Origin of the sequence: Mangrovibrevibacter kandeliae, from assembly GCF_024519155.1 — a bacterium.
In the GTDB taxonomy this organism is placed as follows: Bacteria; Pseudomonadota; Alphaproteobacteria; order Rhizobiales; family Rhizobiaceae; genus Mangrovibrevibacter; species Mangrovibrevibacter kandeliae.
Genome location: NZ_JANIFJ010000001.1, coordinates 300,081 through 318,168, shown reverse-complemented (window position 1 = coordinate 318,168; position 18,088 = coordinate 300,081). Strand labels below are relative to the sequence as shown.

The window sequence follows — 18,088 nt, the reverse complement described above, 5'->3', positions numbered from 1 at the left end:
CCCCGCGTCTGAAGTCCGATCAGGCGATCTTCGCCCGGATCGTGCCGACCTCGATCTTGTTCCAGTTGCGCAACGTCTTGTGCGCGAGCGCGCTATACGCCTCCGCCAGCTGCGGATCGGCCTTGGCGAAGATGAAGGCGAGCGTCGCCGCCGCGGCGACCTCCGAGGCCCGTCCGGCGCCGTCGTCGATCTTGAGCGCAAAGCCGAGGCCGAGCTCGGGCACGCCGCCGCAGAAGACGCCCTCGGCGCCGGTCTTCACGTAGACGCGGCCGGGCGCGGCCTGCATCAGCGCCACGCAGGCCCGGCCCGTGCCCGACATGTACCAGGGCTCGGCCATGGCCGCCTGCATCAGCCGGCGACCGGCCGTCGCCCGCTCGGCCGACACCCCGGTGCCGCCCGCGAGCTTGGCAAAGCCGAGCGCGAAGCCGGCGAGCGGCGCCGCATAGTTCGGAATGGAGCAGCCGTCGGTGCCGCGAACGTCCTCGCCGAGCGTGGCGCCGGTCAGATCCTCCATCGCCGCGCGGGCCCGCCGCTGCACCGGATGGTCCTTGCCCACATAGCCCGTCGGGTCCTCGCCGAGATGGACCGCGGTGCAGAGAAAGCCGGAGTGCTTGCCCGAGCAGTTGTTGTGCAGCTGACCGGGCTCTTCGCCGCGCTGGACCATCGCACGGGCGACGTCGAAGTTGGACGGCCAGTGGCAGCCGCATTCCAGCCGGCCCTCGTCGAGGCCGGCTCGTGCCAGGATGTCGCCGGCGAGGCGCACATGCTCCGGCTCGCCCGAATGCGAGGCGGTGGCGAGCGACAGCTCCTTCTCGCCGAAGCCGTAGGCATCGGCCGCGCCACTCTCGACCAGAGGCAGGCCCTGAAAGACCTTCACGGCCGAACGGGGAAACACCGGCCGCTCGACGTCGCCATGGGCGAGCAGCGCCGCGCCCGCGGCATCGACCACGGCGATGGCGCCGCGATGCAGGCTTTCCACACGCGGTCCGCGCGTCACTTCGACGAGTACGGGATTGCTCATGACTGTCCTTAAATGCGCCGGAGGCGGGATAGGGTCGTCGCCCTTGCTAGTCGTCCTTGCCGCCCGGCGCCAGCGACAGATGGGCGAGCACCTCGCCCGCAACACGCGTGGCCGCGCCGGTCGCCGTCGCCATCTGCGGCAGCAGCATCCACTCCAGGGTCCAGGCCGCGCCCGACCGCTCGTTCTCGTGCACCAGCGACTGATGCAGGCCGGCCAGAAGCGTGGCGTTGAACCGCGCGAGCGTGACGAGCACCTCCGGCCCGACCGGATTGCTCTTGTGCGGCATCGCCGAGGAACCGCCGCCGCCGGCAAGCTTCAACTCGCCGACCTCGTTCTGCAGCGAGAGCGCCGCATCCTGGCCGAACTTGCCGAGCACGCCCGTGACGAGCGACAGCCAGCTGGCAAACTCGGCGATCCCGTCGCGCTCCGAATGGAGCGAAGTGGCGGACGAGGCGAGCCCGAGTTCCGCCGCCACGTGGTCGGCCACCGCCTGATCCCGTTCGCCGAGGTCGGCGCGGTCGCCGACGGCGCCGCCGAAGCGCAGCACGAAGGCTCGGTCGGAGAGTTCCGATAGCCGCCCTCGGCACCGGGCCAAGGGATCGCGCCATGCGGCGAGCTTGCGCGCGAAGACCGTCGGCTTGGCGGCCTGCATCCGGGTGTGCGCCATGACGGTCGTCGCGCCGGCTTTGGCCTCCCACTCGTCGAAGCGCCCGATCAGATCCGCCAGACGACCGTCGATGATCGACGCCGCCCGCTTCAGGCGGATCGCCGCGCTCGCATCGATGACGTCCTGGCTGGTCGCGCCCTTGTGCAGCGCCTTGGCGGCCTGCGGCGAGAGCCGCGTGCGAAGCTGCTTCAGCAGCGCCGGCACGACGACGCCATCGCGCGCCGTGCCTTCGGCAAGGGCGTCGTAGTCGGCTTCGAACCTGGCAAGATCCATCGCAATCGACTCGGCCGCGGCGGGCTCGATCAGTCCCTCCGCCGCCTCGGCTCGAGCCAGCGCGCGCTCGAAGTCGAGCATCGCCTCGACGTCCGCAGCGGCATCGAAACAGGCGGCGAGTGCGTCGTCGCCGAGAAGCCGGCCGAGGATCGGATGCTGGAACGGCCCGACGCTCATCGGCCGCCCAGGTGCCGGTCGACGAAGCGGCGGATCAGGGCCGTCGTCGCCTCGGGCTGCTCGACGCAGGGGATGTGTCCGGCGTCCTTGATCACCTCCAGCGGGACACCGATCAGCTCGGCCATGGCGCGCACGAGATCGGGCGGTGTCGAGCCGTCCTGATCCCCGACGATGCAGAGCACCGGCTGGGCCAGCGCGCGGGTCGCCTCGGTCAGGTCGGCGTCGCGAATGCCCATGATCGTGCCGACGTAGCCCTGCTCGGGCGTCCGGGTCAGCATGGCGGTGTAGCCCGTATAGTCAGGGTTTTCCGACCGGCGATACGGCGGGGTGAACCAGCGCTCGAGGACGCTCTCGGCAATGCCGCCGAGACCCTTCTCCTCGATCGCCGCGATCCGCGCATTCCACATCTCGGCCGTGCCGATCTTCGGCGCCGTGTCGCACAGGACGACCGCCCGCACCCGGTCCGGCTCGGCACTCGCCAGGCCCTGCGCGATCATCCCGCCGACCGACAGCCCCACCATCACGAGGGCGTCGATCCCGACATGATCGAGCAGCGCCCGCAGGTCGGCGACGTGGTCGGCGATCGCATACGGCGGCTGCGGCGCCTCGGACAGGCCATGGCCGCGCTTGTCGTAGCGCAGGATCCGATACTCGGTCCCGAGCGCCGCGGCCACCGCGTCCCAGATTCGCAGGTCGGTGCCGAGCGAATTGGAGAACACGATCGCCGGAGCATCCTGCCGCCCCTCGTCGCGGTAGTGCAGCACCACCCCGTTCACCCGCGCGAATGCCATCGACGCCTCCCTGCGTTCGCCCCGTGCCCACCGAGCGGCGGGATTTTCCTGCGGCGGGTTTCCTGCTAGCGGCACAGCTATGGTGCGGCAAGGCCCGGTCCAGGGGCGCGGCCGAGGGAGGCTTTCGATGTTCTTGAGCTGCGGCGATTCGCTGTTCGACCTCTTCGCTGCGCAAGGCGGCGACATCGCCGAGGTCAGCCTCGCCGGCCGGGTCGGTGGCGCTCCACTCAACGTCGCGCTCGGGCTCGCCCGGCTCGGCCACCCCGTCGGCTTCTTCAGCAAGGTGTCGAGCGACCTGTTCGGACGCCAGATTCGCGGCTTCATGGCGCGCGAAGGCATCGACCAGCAGTTCCTGATCGCGACCGAGCGCAACACCACCCTTGCGATCGTCTCGCTCGATGCCGCGGGCGTGCCGACCTACAGCTTCGTGCTCGAAGGCACCGCCGATCGCTCGATCGAGCCGGGCGAGGTGCCGCGGAGCCTGCCCGACGCCGTGGAGGTCATCCACTTCACGTCCTATTCGACCGTCACCGAGCCGACCGCCTCGTCCCTGCTGCAGCTGGCACGGCAGGAGGCTGGCCGGCGCATCATCTCCTACGATCCCAACATCCGCGCCTCGGTGGAGCCCGATCTCGACCGCTGGCGGCAGAAGGTGTCCGAGATGGTGCCGCTGGCGACGCTGGTGAAGGCGAGCGACGAGGATCTCGCGCTGCTCTACCCGGGCCGCGCGGTCGAGAGCGTGCTGGCCGACTGGCTGGCGAGCGGCGTCGCACTCGCGGTGGTGACGCGCGGCGCCGAGGGCGCGACGGCCGTCACCGCCTCAGGGCGCAGCGCTTCGGCAAGGGGGCACGCGGTGAGCGTTGTCGACACGGTCGGCGCCGGCGACACCTTCCAGGCAGCCCTTTTCGCCGGCCTGAAGGAGAGCGGCCGGATGTCGCGGGATGGTATCGCAACGATCGACGAGGCCGGTCTCGCGGGTCTTCTCGATTTCGCCGTGCGGGCCGCGGCCGTCACCTGCGGGCGACGGGGCGCCGACCTGCCGACCCGCGCCGACCTCGGCCTGCCGCCCTTGCCGACCGCCTGACCCGCCTCGGCCCGTCGGACACATCGAAGAAAAAAGGGCCCGCCGGACCGAAGTCCGGCGAGCCCTTCTGCATGTTCTGGCTGAGCCGACCGCTTAGTTGAAGCGGTAGGACGCCTTCGCCCACACGGTGTGGAAGTCGAAGTCGTCGTCCGAACGGGCGTCGACCGTGGCGCCGCCGGTGCCCGGCAGATCCTCGAACTCGACCTTGTTGGAGCCGAGGTTGGTGTAGAGGTACTCCGCACCGATCGAGATGTTCGGCGTCACCAGGTAGTCGATGCCGCCGCCGACCGCGTAGCCGAAGTCGTTGTCGTCGTCATGGACATCCGCACCGGCCGGAACGTCCGAGTGCTTGGTGTCGAGGCTGGCATAGGCGAGACCGCCGGTGCCGTAGACCAGCAGGTTGCTGAAGGCGACGCCGGCGCGCAGACGAGCGGTGCCGAGGAAGTCGATCTCCTGCTGCGTGTTGTAGGTGGCGCCACCGGTGGTGAAGCCCTGGTTGCGCTCGGCGTCGATGTAGTTGGCATCGACCACCGCACCGATCACGAAGTTGTTGATCTGGTAGTCGTAGCCGGCGTGCACGCCGCCGATGAAGCCCGCGTCGTCACCGCCGCCGAACGCGTCGTCGACCACGCCAGCGCCGCCGAAGTCGAAGTTGTTGCTGTTGTCGCCGTTGAAGGCGACGCCAGCCTGGCCACCGACGTAGAAGCCGCTCCACATCGGCGAAGCAGGCGCGACCATCTCCACCGACGGCGCCGGCGGCTCGTCGTAGACGACGTCCGCGGCGAGGGCCGGGGTGACGAAGGCGGTGGACGCCAGGAGAAGGGCAAAGCGATTCATGACTGATACTCCAAAATGCCGTCCGAGGACGGCTCAGGTTCGATCGGCGTTCCGCATCAGGGCCGCTCGAAGGTTCGCAAAGTCCGGTCTGTGCCGGGCTCGCGGTGATTTATGGTTCGGCTGTTTGCCCGAACAATGGCAGGGATGTGTCTTCCTAAGTCACTGTTGCGATTGGGCAACTCTTAGCGCGCAGCCCGGAACGTCGAAGGACAGTCCTAAACCCGATGCGTTGCAGTCGATTTAACGAAGAGGGTTAATCGCAGGGGTTCGTTAGCCCTCCACCGATTAAAGGCGCGCTTGCGTCGCACCCTCCGCCCCGGCCGGTGCGACGCATGCGGCTGTCCTTCGCCGGCGCGCCGATCTACATTCGCGCCCGGGCACCTCGTATCGGTGTGGAGGATGAATGCGTAGAACTGCTCCCGTCATCGCCGCGGCACTGCTCGTGGCGAGCGGCGTGTCCGTCGCGGCGCAGACCGTCGGCGACGCAGATGCCGGCAAGAAGGTCTTCAACAAGTGCCGTGCCTGCCACGACATCGGGCCGGCCGCCAAGAACAAGATCGGACCGGAGCTGAACGGCATCGTCGGCGAGAAGATCGCGTCGGTCGAGAATTACAGCTTTTCCGACGATCTGAAGAAGTGGGGCGACGGCAAGTCCTGGAACGAGGAGCTGCTGACGACCTGGCTCACCAATCCGAAAGCCGTCGCGCCGAAGACCAAGATGGTGTTCCCGGGCCTGAAGAAGCCGGAGGAGATCACCAACGTGATCGCCTACCTCGCGAGCTTCGACGAAAGCGGCCAGCCGGCCGACCCCGCCGCTCAGCTCAAGGCTGCGGCCGGGCAGTAGGTCTCACGCAGGCGCAGGCAAAACCGGCGGCCGGCGCAGAACCGGCCGCCGCGGATCCGCGATCCGCCTTCAGGCGTAGACGTCGAGGACGTCCTTGAGGAGGGCCAGCGCTTCCGGCTTGGAGCGCTGGAAGGAATTGCGGCCGATGATCGAGCCGTTGCCGCCGCCGTCGCGGATGCCGCGAACCTCGTCCATCAGGGCGTCGCGGTCCTTCGAAGCGCCGCCGGAGAAGACCACCAGCCGCTTGCCGCCGAACGAGGACTGCATGATGTGGCGCACGCGCTCCGCGATGCTGCCCCTGGCGATGCCCTCGTAGCTTGCCCTGGCGTCCTTCAGATCGATCATGTCGGTCGGCAGCTTCACCTTGATGATGTTGGCGCCGATCAGCGCGGCCATATGCGCGGCATAGGCGACGATGTCGAGCGCCGTCTCCCCGTCCTTGGAGATCTTGCCGCCCCGCGGATAGGACCAGACGACGGTCATCAGCCCACAGGCCTTCGCCTCGAGCGAGATCTCCTGCAGCTCCTCCATCATCTCGTAGAAGTCGTCCGACCCGGGATAGATGGTGAAGCCGACGCCGACGCACCCGAGGCGCAGCGCGTCCTCCACCGACGCGGTGACCGCCTGATCCTGAATGGCGGACGCGGTCAGCGAGTTGGCGCTGTTCATCTTGAGGATCAGCGGCAGCTCCCCGGCGAAGGTGTCGGCGCCCTGCTGCAGCGAGCCGAGCGGCGCGGCATAGCCGTTGACGCCGGCTTCGATCGCGAGCTCGTAGAGGTAATGCGGGTCGTAGGCGGCCGGGTTCGGCCCGAAGCTGCGCGCCGGCCCGTGCTCGAAGCCCTGGTCGACCGGCAGGATCACCAGCCGCCCCGTGCCGGCAAGGCGCCCATGCATCAGGAGGCGCGCGATGTTGGTCTTCACACCGGGATTCTCGCCCTCGTACCAGGAAAGAATCTCACGCACCGCGTCGGTTCTGTACATTCGCCCGCTCCCGTCACTGTCGGCCTGATGGCCCCCGGCCTTCATCTATCGAAGATCGGCGTCCTGTCCATGCCTTCATGTATGACACCGGCGTCCGGTCCGCCGCACATGTCGAACTTGCCTTTACCTTTTGTGAACGATTCGGCCTCGTCCGGAGTTACTCCGCCACATCGGTTCACGGAGCCCAAGGCCATGCAGGTCGAGCACCCCCTTCCCGCCGGGTTCGGCGTCGACCCTTCGATGCTGATACCGGGAAGCGGCCTGAAGATGCCGCAGGTCGCCGACGGCCTCGTCGGGAGCGGTCATGCCGATGCACCGTGCCGTCTGGCGATACAGCCGATGCCGGCCCCATTCAGCGGAGCGCAGCGTCAGATCTTCGAGCCTGCCCGTCAGCAGGTGTCGCTCGATCCGGACAGCTTCTATCTCGGCGGCGGGCGGCATGACGAACCCGAACCCGAGCCGGCCGTATCCGAGCCGGGTGGCGTCATTCTCACCACGGCGATCGTCGGCGCGGTCCTCGCACTGATGGGTTATTTCCTCGATTTCGGCTGATCGACGGAAAACCCTCAACCCTGAGCGGTGACCAGCTTTCGGGGCGCACCAAGGAGACCGCCGACAGCGCCGGCAATCAGTCCCGCGAGCAGAACCACGAATGCAGCCAGCGCTGCCCGCGACATCCGCCGGGCTGTACGCGCCTCCGCTTCCTCTGCCTGTCGACGCACGGCCTGCAGACGGCTCGCGAAGGCTTCCAGGCGTGCGCTCGCGTCAGCCTGCGGGATACCGGCAGCGTCCGCGACCGCGACGACCGCAGCATGGCGCGTCTGCGCGTCGGCCTCCGAGGCGATGCCCGCAAGCACCACTTCACGCCGCGCGTCGGCGTCGAGCGGCGCGGCCGTATCGGCCTCGCGAGGCGCGGTCGGATCGGGGGCCGGTGCCGGAAGGGGGATCGCTGCAACCGGCTGGAACAGGTTGGTGTAAGCGTCTCCCGCCGCTGACGGGATGGCTGTCGTCGGATCGCCGTCCGGACTGGATCGCCTCAAGGCTTCGATGCCCGCGGCAAGGTCGCCCAGAGGCTCGCCGAGAAGGACGGCTCGGCCGTCGCCGAGGACCGCAAGAAGCACCAACGTCGCCACGATCCACGCGACGAGGCCGTGCAGCAGTCCGTCGCGGCGGCTCGCAAACCCGGCGAACCGGCCGGCGGCATAGGCGCCGATGAGCGTCGAGACGAGAATCGACCCGAGCGACCAGAGCCCGGCCGGCGAGGCGAGCATCCGCAGGCCTGCGGCGCGCACGTCGGAGGCGGCGGAGCCACCGGACTGCAGGCCGAGTCCGAGACCGAGCAGCGATGCCATCGCGTGCAGCATGAGGATCAGCAACGCACCGGCAAGTATCGCGCCCCACGAAATGCGGCGTATGCTGCCCATGACGATCCCGTTGCTCTTATCCACGCACACGCTCCCAGCCGGGCTGCACGCCGGCTTCACACTCCATCCAGATCTCCGCGGCAGCCGACGGTCCTGCGACCCTGACGTGCATCCGTCGCCACCCAAAGGATCGAAGCTGCATATCATCCCCGGTCCCGCGGTCCAACCGCACCCGGCACTTCGAAACGGCGCGACCGGCGGGCGGTCCGCAGCGGCGCATCCCTCTCCTTTCTGGCAGTCTCGGCGGAGCGGTCGCAGCCGATTCGAGTTTACCTTCCCATGACGTCCTCGCTCTCGATCCCGGCAGATCACGGCTCATCGCCGTTCGCGCGGCTGCGCTCATGGATCGCCGGCGACGATCCCGGGTTGACGCGGCTGCGCATGGCGACCCGCGTGACCCTGACGCTGCTGATCACAACCGGCCTTCTGATCCTCGTGCACGCGCTGATGCCCCTGCCGGCGACGGCGTACGGCATCGCGCTGATCACCGGGATGCAGGGTGCGCTCGTGGTGCGCGAGGCGCGGATCCGCGATCGCCTGGTCACCCGTCTCTACGCCGCCGGCGCCAGCTTCCTCTCGACCCTGTGCGTCGCGTTCACCGACACGAGCCCGCGCCTCACCGACGGTCTGTTCCTCGTGATGATCTTCGTCGCGGTCTATGCGCGCCGGTTCGGCGCACGCTGGAACGCCGTCGGGATGTTCGCCTTCATGTGCTACTTCCTCGGCGTCTATCTGCGTCCGTCGCCGGGCGATCTGCCGGGCGTCGCCCTCGCGTTGCTGCTGTCCGGGATCGTCGCCCATCTCGTGCGCAATCACCTTCTGCCGGAGCATCGGGCGCGGGATTTCCACCGCACCCTGATCGCGGTCGAGCACCGGATCGATCTGCTCGTCGAGGCGACGCGTGCGCTGAGCGACGGTGACACGTCGGCCCGCGCCCGCGCGGTCGCCGCGGAGATCCGCCTGAAGGAGGCGGTCCTGGGGGCCGAAGGCCTGCTGCCGGCCACAGCTCTGGCGGTCGCACGGGACGATGACGGTGGCGAAGGCGCGCTGGCGACCGCACTCTTCGACGTGCATCTGGCCGCCGAGGCGGTGCTTCTCGCGGCGCTTGCGGCGCCGGACGCGGCGGCGCGCCGTGATCCGAGACCGCCGTCCGCCGTCGCGCTGGCGTCGGAGCGCCTGCAGGCGGCGCGCCTCGATCTGCGGGCCGCGACGACACGGGTCGACGACGAGGCCTTCGACGCACCGCCGCCGACCCCGACGCAAGGCGGTGGCGGGATGGGCACGGGATGGCGCGACCCGTCCCTGCGCCTCGCGATCCAGGTGACGCTCGCCTCCGCCATCGCGATGGTGGCCGGCCAGGCGGTTTCGGAGACCCGGTGGACCTGGGCGATCCTGACGGCCTTCCTCGTCTTCACCAACACGCAGTCGCGTGGCGATACGCTGGTGCGCGCGTCGGCCCGCGCAGCCGGCACACTGATCGGCATCGTGGCCGGAATAGCAGTGGCGGTCTTGCTCGACGGTCAGACCACCGTGTCGCTCGTGCTGATCGTCGGCCTGATCTTCGCCGCCTTCTACTGGCTTCAGCTCTCCTATTCGGTGATGACCTTCTGCATCACCGTCGCAGTTTCGTTGCTGTACGGCCTGCTCGGGGAGTTCACCGCCGGCCTCCTCGTGCTCCGCCTGGAGGAGACGGTGATCGGCGCGCTCGCCGGGATCGGCATCGCCTTCCTCGTCTTTCCCCGCCGCACCGGCCACGTCGCGCACGCGGCTGCGGACGCCTTCCTCGCCGCACTCGACGACCTGCTTTCGGCGGCCACGGCCGGCAGCGGCGCGATGGATCTCCTGTCGCTGTCCCGCGTCGTGGACCAGCGCTACGCGGCTCTTGCCCTCGCGGCCCGACCGCTCGGCAGCAACTGGCAGATCGTGCGGCGGCCGGGACCCGTCCGGCGCGCGCTGCTGCGCTTCCTCGCCTGCACCTACTGGGCCCGCCGTCTCGCCCGGACCCTCGGCGAGACGCAGCCAGGCGAGGAGTCGCACACGCTGCCAGAGCCGGTCGTCGCGCGCATCAACGCGCTGCGGACGCAAGTCGCCGGGCTGCGCGAGCAACGCCGGGGCATCTTCGTCAGCGCCGAGACGGCGGCGCCTGCCCCGCGCGCGGCAGGCGAGGTCGACGCCTTGCCGCAGGCGCCCGACGCCATCGAGGCCCTCGACATGCTGGCGGCACTGCTCGCACGAATCGCGGGCGTCGCGCCCCCTGTCGCAGCCGCTGTGAGCGGCCGGTCATCCGACACCTGAACCTTGCGGCAGGTCTCGACATGGAGACGTCGGCCTGCTATCAGGCACGCCACTTGCGGGGCGCTGCCTCGCGAGAGGGTACGGTTGTTCAATCCTCTCCGCCATTCAACTTCGAGATGGAACGTTTCGTGCAGGTACTCGTACGCGACAACAATGTTGACCAGGCTCTCCGCGCGCTGAAGAAGAAGATGCAGCGCGAAGGCATCTTCCGCGAGATGAAGATGCGCAATTTCTACGAGAAGCCGTCGGAGAAGCGGGCACGCGAGAAGGCCGAGGCCGTGCGGCGCGCGCGCAAGCTCGCCCGCAAGCGGGCGCAGCGCGAGGGCCTGATGACGGGCGGCCGGGCGGCTCGCTGAGCGCCGCGACCTCTTTCGAACGGTAGCGGCTATCGACGGGTGGCGGGCGAAAGCTCCGCTGCCCTTTCTGCGTTTTCGGTCACAGGCGAGACGAGACCGTCCACCGCCGTCTTGAAGTCGCCGCATCAGCGGACACATGCGAAGGCATGGCTGTTTCAATTCGTCGGCGATGCCGGCCAGTCGAGGTTTGAGGAACTGAGCGCTTGACACAAACGATGGACCGCACTGCCCGCTCGTCCTCCTTCACGCGACCCCTGCCCCGGCGGTGCCGGCCGGTCCTCGCGGCACTCGGGGCGGCACTGCTGCTCGCCGCCTGCCAGACCGCCGGACCCGGCGCCCAGGCGATCCGGCTCGATCAGGCGCAGGGCTCGGCCGAGAACATCGACTCGCTGACCCGCACGATCGAAGCCAATCCACGCGACCCGGAGGCCTACAACGTGCGCGGCACCGCCTATGGCCGCGCCGGCGACTACAATAAGGCGGTCGCCGACTTCACCACCGCCCTGCAGCTCGATCCGAAGTTCTACCAGGCCTACGCCAACCGCGCGCTGGTCTACCGGCAGATGAGCGATCCGGCCAAGGCCGTTGCCGACTACAATGCCGCGCTGCAGATCAACCCGAACTACGACACGGCCTATATCGGTCGCGGCAACATCTACCGGCAGGCGAACCGCAATCGCGACGCGCTGCGCGACTTCCAGCGGGCGATCGATCTCAACACCACCGATCCGCGCGCCTATCACAATCGCGGCCTGCTCTATCAGCTGGACGGTCAGCACAAGCAGGCGATCGAGGACTTCTCGACGGCGATCTCGCTGCAGGCCGACGCGCCCGAGCCCTATTCGGGCCGCGGCGTCTCCTACCTGGCGCTCGGCGACGACGAGAACGCGCTGAACGACTTCAACATGGCGCTGCGGCTCGATCCCAACAAAGCCGAGTACTGGGCCAACCAGGCGCTCGTCTACGAGCGCAAGGGCGACCGCTCGCGCGCCTTCAAGTCCTACGCCAAGGCGGCCCAGCTCGACCCGAGCTACCGCCCCGCCAAGGACGGCATGTCGCGCACCAGCGGCTCCTGACGCCGCGGAGCAGCGCACGCAAGGCGGCAGCTGCAGTCGCAGCGCTGAAGGCCGTCCTGCGACGAACGCTGACGGCGCCTTCACGACTTGCGGCGGAACCCAGGCGGCACGCTCTGCATTTGGCTGGCAAACCTTCACCAGTCAGAGGAATTCATCATGCGTCTCCGCTCCGCCGCCCTGGCCCTTGCCGCCGGCGCCGCCGCCCTCGCGCCGATGTCCGCCTTCGCCGACGCCAAGCTCGGCACCCTCACCTGCCACAGCGACGGCCACACGGGCTTCATCATCGGCTCGTCGGACAACGTCGTCTGCGCCTTCACGCCGGCCAATGACGCGATAGGCGAAGAGGTCTATGCCGGCACGATCAGCAACATCGGCCTCGACGTCGGCATCACCGGCGAGACGCTGATGACCTGGACGGTGCTCGCGGCCAGCCTCGACACCTATGAGCCGGGCTCGCTCGCCGGCACATATGTCGGCGCCAGCGCCGACGCGTCCTTCGCCGCGGGCGGCGGCGCCAAGGTGCTGGTCGGCGGCCCGAGCGACGGCTTCACCCTGCAGCCGCTCAGCCTGCAGGCGCAGGAGGGTGTCAACGCGGCGCTCGGCGTCACGAACTTCACCCTGAAGGCGGCGCATCCGGTCGCGGTCGCCCCGGCGGCCACCACGACCACCACCGTCGTCGTGCCGAAGTAAGCTCCACACTTCGCCCGAAAGCGGAAGGCCCGCCGTCTCGCGACGGCGGGCCCTTTGCGTTTCCAATCCGACGCGCAGGGCGATCAGTCGGCCATCGCCTTGTTGATCTCCTCCACCATCTTCTTGGCGTCGGCGAAGAGCATCATCGTGTTGGGCTTGTAGAACAGGGTGTTGTCGATGCCGGCATAGCCCGAGCCGAGCGAACGCTTGACGAAGAGGCAGGTCGCGGCCTGGTCGACGTTCAGGATCGGCATGCCGTAGATCGGCGAACTCTTGTCGTCGCGCGCCGCCGGATTGGTCACGTCGTTGGCGCCGATGACGAAGGCGACATCGGCCTGGGCGAACTCCGAATTGATGTCCTCGAGCTCGAACACCTCGTCGTAGGGCACGTTGGCTTCGGCCAAGAGCACGTTCATGTGGCCGGGCATGCGCCCCGCCACCGGATGGATCGCGTACTTCACCTCGACGCCGGCCTGCTTCAGCTGGTCGGCCATTTCGCGCAGCGCATGCTGGGCCTGCGCCACCGCCATGCCGTAGCCCGGCACGATGATGACCTTGGCGGCGTTCTTCATGAGGTAGGCCGCGTCCTCGGCCGAACCCTGCTTCACGGTGCGGTCGCCGAGATCCTCCTGCCCGGCCGGCCCGGCGTCGCCGCCGAAGCCGCCGAGGATCACCGAGATGAAGGACCGGTTCATGCCCCGGCACATGATGTAGGACAGGATCGCGCCGGACGAGCCGACGAGCGCGCCGGTGATGATCAGCGCGAGGTTCTGCAGCGTGAAGCCGATGCCGGCTGCCGCCCAGCCGGAATAGCTGTTCAGCATCGAGACCACGACCGGCATGTCGGCGCCGCCGATCGGCACGATCAGAAGGCCACCCAGCGCCAGCGACAGAAGGATGATCAGCCAGAACAGGCCGTGGCTCTCGCTGGTGGCGAAGCCCACGATGCACAGCACCAGGACGACGGCGAGCGCGATGTTGATGAGGTGGCGCTGCGGCAGGAGGATCGGCTTGCCGCTCATCCGTCCGTCGAGCTTGAGGAAGGCGATGATCGAGCCGGTGAAGGTGATCGCGCCAATGGCGACGCCGATCGACATCTCCACCAGCGCCTCGCCGTGGATCGCTCCGACCGTGCCGATGCCGAGCGCCTCCGGCGCATAGAGCGCCGCGGCCGCGACCATCACCGCGGCGAGACCGACGAGGCTGTGGAAGGCGGCGACGAGCTGCGGCATCGCGGTCATGGCGATGCGCCGTGCGATCACCGCGCCGGTGCCGCCGCCGATGGCGATGCCGAGGACGATCAGCACCAGCCCGCCGAAGGAGGGTCGGGCGAGGAACAGCGTCGTCAGGATGGCGACGGCCATGCCGACCATGCCGAAGACGTTGCCCTGGCGGCTCGTCGTCGGATGCGACAGGCCGCGCAGCGCCAGGATGAACAGGACGCCTGATACGAGATACAGGAACGCGGCGAGGGTCTCGGACATCCGGCGTCCCTTACTTCTCTTTCTTGCGGTACATCGCCAGCATGCGCTGGGTGACGAGGAAGCCGCCGAAGATGTTGACGCTGGCGAGCACCAGCCCGACGAAGCCGAAGGTCGTGGCAAGACCGGAGGCGGAGATGCCGACCGCAAGCAGCGCGCCGACCACGATCACCGAGGAGATCGCGTTCGTCACCGACATCAGCGGCGTGTGCAGCGCCGGGGTGACCGACCACACGACGTAGTAGCCGACGAAGATCGCGAGCACGAAGATCGCGAAGTGGAAGACGAAGGGATCGACACCCGTGGCAGCGTGGACCGCCGTCGCCACCGGCTCGTGCAGCTGAACGATGCTGGCCCGCGCATCGCCGATCGCGACGCTCGCCCGGTCGAGCCCGTCAAGCGCGTTCTGGACGGTTTGATGTTCCATCAGGCAACGCCCTCCTCGGCGGCCACGGCCGGCGCCGGCGCAAAGCGCGGATGCACCACGCGGCCGTCCCGGGTCAGCATCGTCGCCTTCACCAGCTCGTCCTCGGGATCGATCCGGAGCGCCTTCGTCTCCTTGTCGATCAGGGTCTCGAGGAAGGCGAAGAGGTTCCTGGCGTAAAGCAGCGAGGCCGTGGCGGCGATCCGGCCGGGGACATTGACATGGCCGACCACCTTGGCCGGACCGACGCTCGCGACCGCGTCCGGTTCGACGCCTTCGACGTTGCCGCCGCGCTCAACCGCCAGATCGACCAGCACGGAGCCCGGCTTCATCGCGTCGATCATCGCCCGCGTCACCAGACGCGGCGCGGGACGGCCGGGGATCAACGCGGTGGTGATCACGACGTCCTGCTTGGCGATGTGGGCGGCGACGAGCTCGGCCTGCTTGGCCCGGTAGTCGGCCGACATCTCCTTGGCGTAGCCACCGGCGGTCTCGGCCTGGCGGAACTCGTCGTCCTCGACGGCGACGAACTTCGCGCCGAGCGATTCGACCTGCTCCTTGGCCGCCGGCCGTACGTCGGTGGCGGTGACCACGGCGCCGAGGCGCCGGGCGGTCGCGATCGCCTGCAGGCCGGCCACGCCGGCGCCCATGACGAAGACGCGTGCCGCCGGCACCGTGCCCGCCGCCGTCATCATCATCGGGAAGGCGCGATCGAAGACAGCCGCCGCGTCGACCACCGCCTGATAGCCGGCGAGGTTCGCCTGGCTCGACAGGACGTCCATCACCTGCGCCCGGGTGATGCGCGGCATCAACTCCATGGCGAAGGCGGTGACGCCGGCCTCGGCGAGCGCAGCGATCTCGCCGTCGTTGCCGAAGGGGTCGAGGATGCCGATGACGGCGGCGCCCGGCTTGTAGCCGCGGGCCTCGTCCACGCTCGGCCGGCGCACCTTGAGCACGACATCGGCGGCCGCAGCGTCCGGCGCTTCGCCGAGCGTCGCGCCGGCAGCCGCAAAGGCGTCGTCCGGGATCCGCGATCCCTCGCCTGCACCGCGCTCGACGACGACCTCGGCGCCCACGCCGACCAGCCGCTTCACCGTATCCGGCGAGGCCGCGACGCGCGGCTCTGCCGGGTCAATCTCTCTGGCAACGAAAACTCTCAAGCGACGCCTCCCCTCGCGCTTGCAGACGCCAAGGGCGTCCGGGATCAGGCGGAGCGGTCAGCGCGCCAGGACATACGCCACGACGAGGGCGACGATGAAGGTGAAGAGACCGCCGAAGATGCCGCCGGAGCCGACGAGGCCGACCGCCATCCCGAGCATGAGCGCGATGACGAAGATCGCGCCCCATTTGAAGGTGGCGAGGAAGAGCTCGTAGGTCGCCTCATGCTGCGGGTAGTCCATCTCAGCCGGCTTGCTGAAATCGTAGCCGTGGTCGGCGCTGTGCTCGGCCATGGTCGGCCCTCCCCTCGCGATGCCTCGTTCTGGCCACATACACGAAGCGGGACGGCGGTGGCAATCGGTATGCGCGGACGCTACCGCCACGCGGGGCCCTGCTGGCCCCGTGACACCCGACCATTCCTGATGCCCTGCACCGCGAGCCGGCGCCGCACCCCCGACTCCGAGGAGCGCCCCCGCCAGGTCTCTTGTATCTAGAAGTTATAAGATATATCTTGAGCCGATCGAAAGCGTTGAAAAGGATTTTGGAAATGCGATTTGGAATGGGACATCATCACCGGCGTGAAGATCACGGCTGCGGCCAGGACTGGCGCGCCATGCAAGCGGCCCGCTTCGGCCGCGACAGCATGGACTTCGGCGACATGCGCGGCGGCGGCCGCTTCGGCGGACGCCGGCGCATGTTCGACGGAAACGAGCTGCGGCTGGTGCTGCTGAAGCTGATCGCCGACGAGCCGCGGCACGGCTACGACCTGATCCGGGCGATCGAGGAGCGGACGGGCGGCGTCTATGCGCCGAGCCCGGGCGTCGTCTATCCGACGCTGACCTTGCTCAGCGACATGGGCCTGATCGCCGAGCAGGCGACCGAGCAGCCGCGCAAGCTGTTTGCGGTGACGGAAGACGGTACGCGCCATCTGGAGGAGCACGCCGACGAGGTGGTCGCCGTGCTCGCCCGCCTTGACGCGCTGCGCGACCAGCAGGATCGAGGCGGCGCGATGCCGCTGCGCCGTGCGATGATGAACCTCTGGACGGTCGTCGGCAATCGCATGCGCGAGCGGGTCGATCGGGAGAAGGTCAACGAGGCGGTGCGGCTGATCGACGAGGTGGCACGCAAGATCGAGCAGCTCTGACGCTGACCCGGCGTTCACGCAAAAAGAATGGCCGGCGCCCCGGGCGCCGGCCATTCTTCTACAATGCAGCGGGGGTCAGGCCGCCTGACGCTGCTGGTGCGGACCCTCCTGCACCTCCTCGACGATCTTGGCGACGAACGCCTCCAGATCGCCCGGGTTGCGCGAGGTGATCAGGCCCTTGTCGACCACGACCTCCTTGTCCATCCAGTTGCCGCCGGCGTTTTTCACGTCGGTCTTGATCGAATTGTAGGAGGTTACGTCGCGGCCCTCGATGACGCCGGCCTCGATCAGAAGCCACGGAGCATGACAGATCGCGGCGAGCGGCTTCTTGGAGTTGAAGAACTCACGCACGAACGTGACCGCCGAGTCTTCGGCACGCAGCTTGTCCGGGTTGATCTGGCCGCCGGGCAGGACGAGCGCGTCGTAGTCGGCCACCTTCACGTCGGACAGGACGCGATCGACGGGCACGGTGTCGCCCCAGTGATCCTTGTCCCAGCCCTTGATGGTGCCGGCCTCGAGTGAGACGACGTGCACGTCGGCGCCTGCCTGCTTGAGCTTGGCGAGCGGCACGGTCAGCTCCGCCTGCTCGAAACCGTCGGTGGCGAGGATCGCGATCTTGGCTTCGGTGATCTTCGGCATGATGTGCCTCCTTACGGTGGGACGCGCCGCGCAGATCCAGGGTCGTGGATGCCGGCAGCGTCGCGATGATCGGGGTTCGTGAAGTCAACGGCTGGCGGCCATCCGGGTTCCGCAGCACGGCGTGACGCACCCTTGAAGTCTTTGCCCGACCACATGAATTGGGCGTGGCGAGACCTCAGCCGTCACTCTGTTCGGCATCGACGGCCGCCACGGCATCGGCATAGGAGAACCCGGCGCGCATGACCGCCGCAATGTCCTTCTCCCGCCGTGCCTCCCGATCCCGGGTGCGATACGGCCCGAAGCGTCGCCGCTTGACGAAGGCGAACGCCGCCTCCCGATCGCTCGTCTCGTCGGCGGCGAGCACCGCCTCGACCATCCCCCGCTCGACGCCCTTCTGCGCAAGCTTGGCGGCCGCCATGCGCGTGGAGGCGCCGCGACGGCGCAGCGTCGCGAGCTTGGCGTCGGCAAAGCTGCGGTCGTCGAGAAGGCCGAGTTCGACGAAGCGCGCGACCGTCGCGGCGACGAGCGCGCCGTGATCTGCCGCCGCAGGCTCCACATCCGCCGTCGCGGCGGTGGCCGTGCGCCGGGCGACCTTGCGCTCGAGCACGCGCTGCAGGTTGGCCGCCGTCGAGCTGTAGCGCTCGAGATAGTGCGCCGCCGCCTTGAACAGCCACTCCGACGTCACCGGCCTCGCCTTCTGCTGTCGTGCTCCCCGTTGGCTCATGC

20 protein-coding genes are annotated in these 18,088 nt (G+C 68.7%); 8 read left to right on the top strand and 12 right to left on the bottom strand.

Features of this window, described 5'->3' with window-relative positions; all coding sequences use genetic code 11:
- Window positions 1-19 precede the first annotated feature (19 nt).
- Genes NPA30_RS01475 through pcaD form a run of 3 tightly spaced genes read right to left on the bottom strand, consistent with a single transcriptional unit; the run spans window position 20 to window position 2,929 of the window.
- Complete coding sequence (locus NPA30_RS01475) at window positions 20-1,021, bottom strand: asparaginase (RefSeq protein ID WP_256800554.1); 1,002 nt, start codon at window positions 1,019-1,021, stop codon at window positions 20-22.
- 46 nt (window positions 1,022-1,067) lie between these two features.
- Window positions 1,068-2,138, bottom strand: a complete 1,071-nt coding sequence (locus NPA30_RS01470) for a 3-carboxy-cis,cis-muconate cycloisomerase (protein WP_256800553.1) — start codon at window positions 2,136-2,138, stop codon at window positions 1,068-1,070.
- Window positions 2,135-2,929 (bottom strand): 3-oxoadipate enol-lactonase, encoded by a 795-nt coding sequence (gene pcaD, locus NPA30_RS01465; protein WP_256800552.1) that lies wholly within the window; start codon window positions 2,927-2,929, stop codon window positions 2,135-2,137. Before pcaD ends, NPA30_RS01470 begins: the two co-directional genes overlap by 4 nt.
- A 127-nt stretch (window positions 2,930-3,056) precedes the next feature.
- Here pcaD and NPA30_RS01460 point away from each other — a divergent pair, with 127 nt between their 5' ends.
- Window positions 3,057-4,013 carry a carbohydrate kinase family protein gene (locus NPA30_RS01460; protein ID WP_256800551.1) on the top strand — a complete coding sequence of 319 codons (957 nt, stop codon included), beginning with the start codon at window positions 3,057-3,059 and terminating at the stop codon, window positions 4,011-4,013.
- Window positions 4,014-4,106: 93 nt separating this feature from the next.
- On the opposite strand, the gene NPA30_RS01455 is transcribed toward NPA30_RS01460, so the two are convergent.
- Complete coding sequence (locus NPA30_RS01455; protein WP_256800550.1) at window positions 4,107-4,850, bottom strand: outer membrane protein; 744 nt, start codon at window positions 4,848-4,850, stop codon at window positions 4,107-4,109.
- 403 nt (window positions 4,851-5,253) lie between these two features.
- Here NPA30_RS01455 and NPA30_RS01450 point away from each other — a divergent pair, with 403 nt between their 5' ends.
- Window positions 5,254-5,694, top strand: a complete 441-nt coding sequence (locus NPA30_RS01450; RefSeq protein WP_256800549.1) for a c-type cytochrome — start codon at window positions 5,254-5,256, stop codon at window positions 5,692-5,694.
- Window positions 5,695-5,763: 69 nt separating this feature from the next.
- On the opposite strand, the gene NPA30_RS01445 is transcribed toward NPA30_RS01450, so the two are convergent.
- On the bottom strand, window positions 5,764-6,675 hold the full coding sequence (locus NPA30_RS01445; protein ID WP_256800548.1) for a class I fructose-bisphosphate aldolase: 912 nt from the start codon (window positions 6,673-6,675) through the stop codon (window positions 5,764-5,766).
- Between the two features lie 108 nt (window positions 6,676-6,783).
- On the opposite strand from NPA30_RS01445, the gene NPA30_RS01440 reads away from it, so the two are divergent.
- Window positions 6,784-7,227: a hypothetical protein gene (locus NPA30_RS01440; RefSeq protein WP_256800547.1), complete on the top strand. Its 444-nt coding sequence runs from the start codon at window positions 6,784-6,786 to the stop codon at window positions 7,225-7,227.
- A gap of 14 nt (window positions 7,228-7,241) precedes the next feature.
- Here NPA30_RS01440 and NPA30_RS01435 read toward each other — a convergent pair whose 3' ends face one another.
- Complete coding sequence (locus tag NPA30_RS01435; protein ID WP_256800546.1) at window positions 7,242-8,159, bottom strand: hypothetical protein; 918 nt, start codon at window positions 8,157-8,159, stop codon at window positions 7,242-7,244.
- A 219-nt stretch (window positions 8,160-8,378) separates the two neighbouring features.
- Here NPA30_RS01435 and NPA30_RS01430 point away from each other — a divergent pair, with 219 nt between their 5' ends.
- The 4 genes from NPA30_RS01430 (at window position 8,379) to NPA30_RS01415 (ending at window position 12,516) form a co-directional block, all read left to right on the top strand.
- Entirely contained in the window at window positions 8,379-10,394 is a 2,016-nt protein-coding gene (locus NPA30_RS01430) for an FUSC family protein (protein ID WP_256800545.1), read from the top strand.
- A gap of 128 nt (window positions 10,395-10,522) precedes the next feature.
- Window positions 10,523-10,750 carry a 30S ribosomal protein S21 gene (rpsU, locus tag NPA30_RS01425; RefSeq protein ID WP_256801525.1) on the top strand — a complete coding sequence of 76 codons (228 nt, stop codon included), beginning with the start codon at window positions 10,523-10,525 and terminating at the stop codon, window positions 10,748-10,750.
- 215 nt (window positions 10,751-10,965) lie between these two features.
- The gene (locus NPA30_RS01420) at window positions 10,966-11,826 is read left to right on the top strand and encodes a tetratricopeptide repeat protein (RefSeq protein WP_256801524.1); all 861 of its coding nucleotides are present in this window, start codon (window positions 10,966-10,968) and stop codon (window positions 11,824-11,826) included.
- Between the two features lie 156 nt (window positions 11,827-11,982).
- Window positions 11,983-12,516, top strand: a complete 534-nt coding sequence (locus NPA30_RS01415) for a DUF992 domain-containing protein (protein ID WP_256800544.1) — start codon at window positions 11,983-11,985, stop codon at window positions 12,514-12,516.
- 83 nt (window positions 12,517-12,599) lie between these two features.
- On the opposite strand, the gene NPA30_RS01410 is transcribed toward NPA30_RS01415, so the two are convergent.
- The 4 genes from NPA30_RS01410 to NPA30_RS01395 are packed head-to-tail and all read right to left on the bottom strand — an operon-like array spanning window position 12,600 to window position 15,872.
- Window positions 12,600-14,000: an NAD(P)(+) transhydrogenase (Re/Si-specific) subunit beta gene (locus NPA30_RS01410; protein WP_256800543.1), complete on the bottom strand. Its 1,401-nt coding sequence runs from the start codon at window positions 13,998-14,000 to the stop codon at window positions 12,600-12,602.
- 10 nt (window positions 14,001-14,010) lie between these two features.
- A complete protein-coding gene (locus tag NPA30_RS01405; protein WP_256800542.1) occupies window positions 14,011-14,424 on the bottom strand; it encodes a proton-translocating transhydrogenase family protein in 414 nt (137 codons plus the stop codon).
- The gene (locus NPA30_RS01400) at window positions 14,424-15,581 is read right to left on the bottom strand and encodes a Re/Si-specific NAD(P)(+) transhydrogenase subunit alpha (RefSeq protein ID WP_256800541.1); all 1,158 of its coding nucleotides are present in this window, start codon (window positions 15,579-15,581) and stop codon (window positions 14,424-14,426) included. Before NPA30_RS01400 ends, NPA30_RS01405 begins: the two co-directional genes overlap by 1 nt.
- Before the next feature lie 57 nt (window positions 15,582-15,638).
- Complete coding sequence (locus tag NPA30_RS01395; protein WP_256800540.1) at window positions 15,639-15,872, bottom strand: aa3-type cytochrome c oxidase subunit IV; 234 nt, start codon at window positions 15,870-15,872, stop codon at window positions 15,639-15,641.
- 320 nt (window positions 15,873-16,192) lie between these two features.
- Here NPA30_RS01395 and NPA30_RS01390 point away from each other — a divergent pair, with 320 nt between their 5' ends.
- Window positions 16,193-16,723, top strand: coding sequence for a PadR family transcriptional regulator (locus tag NPA30_RS01390; RefSeq protein WP_256800539.1), 531 nt, complete (start codon window positions 16,193-16,195; stop codon window positions 16,721-16,723).
- A 75-nt stretch (window positions 16,724-16,798) separates the two neighbouring features.
- On the opposite strand, the gene NPA30_RS01385 is transcribed toward NPA30_RS01390, so the two are convergent.
- Both NPA30_RS01385 and NPA30_RS01380 read right to left on the bottom strand, forming a co-directional pair.
- On the bottom strand, window positions 16,799-17,362 hold the full coding sequence (locus NPA30_RS01385) for a type 1 glutamine amidotransferase domain-containing protein (RefSeq protein WP_256800538.1): 564 nt from the start codon (window positions 17,360-17,362) through the stop codon (window positions 16,799-16,801).
- A gap of 175 nt (window positions 17,363-17,537) precedes the next feature.
- On the bottom strand, window positions 17,538-18,047 hold the full coding sequence (locus NPA30_RS01380; RefSeq protein ID WP_256800537.1) for a regulatory protein RecX: 510 nt from the start codon (window positions 18,045-18,047) through the stop codon (window positions 17,538-17,540).
- Between the last annotated feature and the right edge of the window lie 41 nt (window positions 18,048-18,088).

Bases quoted from the DNA above. Each gene is read 5' to 3' on its own strand.
- NPA30_RS01475 (WP_256800554.1), bottom strand. From the start codon at position 1,021: ATGAGCAATCCCGTACTCGTCGAAGTGACGCGCGGACCGCGTGTGGAA.
- NPA30_RS01470 (WP_256800553.1), bottom strand. From the start codon at position 2,138: ATGAGCGTCGGGCCGTTCCAGCATCCGATCCTCGGCCGGCTTCTCGGC.
- pcaD (WP_256800552.1), bottom strand. From the start codon at position 2,929: ATGGCATTCGCGCGGGTGAACGGGGTGGTGCTGCACTACCGCGACGAG.
- NPA30_RS01460 (WP_256800551.1), top strand. From the start codon at position 3,057: ATGTTCTTGAGCTGCGGCGATTCGCTGTTCGACCTCTTCGCTGCGCAA.
- NPA30_RS01455 (WP_256800550.1), bottom strand. From the start codon at position 4,850: ATGAATCGCTTTGCCCTTCTCCTGGCGTCCACCGCCTTCGTCACCCCG.
- NPA30_RS01450 (WP_256800549.1), top strand. From the start codon at position 5,254: ATGCGTAGAACTGCTCCCGTCATCGCCGCGGCACTGCTCGTGGCGAGC.
- NPA30_RS01445 (WP_256800548.1), bottom strand. From the start codon at position 6,675: ATGTACAGAACCGACGCGGTGCGTGAGATTCTTTCCTGGTACGAGGGC.
- NPA30_RS01440 (WP_256800547.1), top strand. From the start codon at position 6,784: ATGTCGAACTTGCCTTTACCTTTTGTGAACGATTCGGCCTCGTCCGGA.
- NPA30_RS01430 (WP_256800545.1), top strand. From the start codon at position 8,379: ATGACGTCCTCGCTCTCGATCCCGGCAGATCACGGCTCATCGCCGTTC.
- NPA30_RS01420 (WP_256801524.1), top strand. From the start codon at position 10,966: ATGGACCGCACTGCCCGCTCGTCCTCCTTCACGCGACCCCTGCCCCGG.
- NPA30_RS01415 (WP_256800544.1), top strand. From the start codon at position 11,983: ATGCGTCTCCGCTCCGCCGCCCTGGCCCTTGCCGCCGGCGCCGCCGCC.
- NPA30_RS01410 (WP_256800543.1), bottom strand. From the start codon at position 14,000: ATGTCCGAGACCCTCGCCGCGTTCCTGTATCTCGTATCAGGCGTCCTG.
- NPA30_RS01405 (WP_256800542.1), bottom strand. From the start codon at position 14,424: ATGGAACATCAAACCGTCCAGAACGCGCTTGACGGGCTCGACCGGGCG.
- NPA30_RS01395 (WP_256800540.1), bottom strand. From the start codon at position 15,872: ATGGCCGAGCACAGCGCCGACCACGGCTACGATTTCAGCAAGCCGGCT.
- NPA30_RS01390 (WP_256800539.1), top strand. From the start codon at position 16,193: ATGCAAGCGGCCCGCTTCGGCCGCGACAGCATGGACTTCGGCGACATG.
- NPA30_RS01385 (WP_256800538.1), bottom strand. From the start codon at position 17,362: ATGCCGAAGATCACCGAAGCCAAGATCGCGATCCTCGCCACCGACGGT.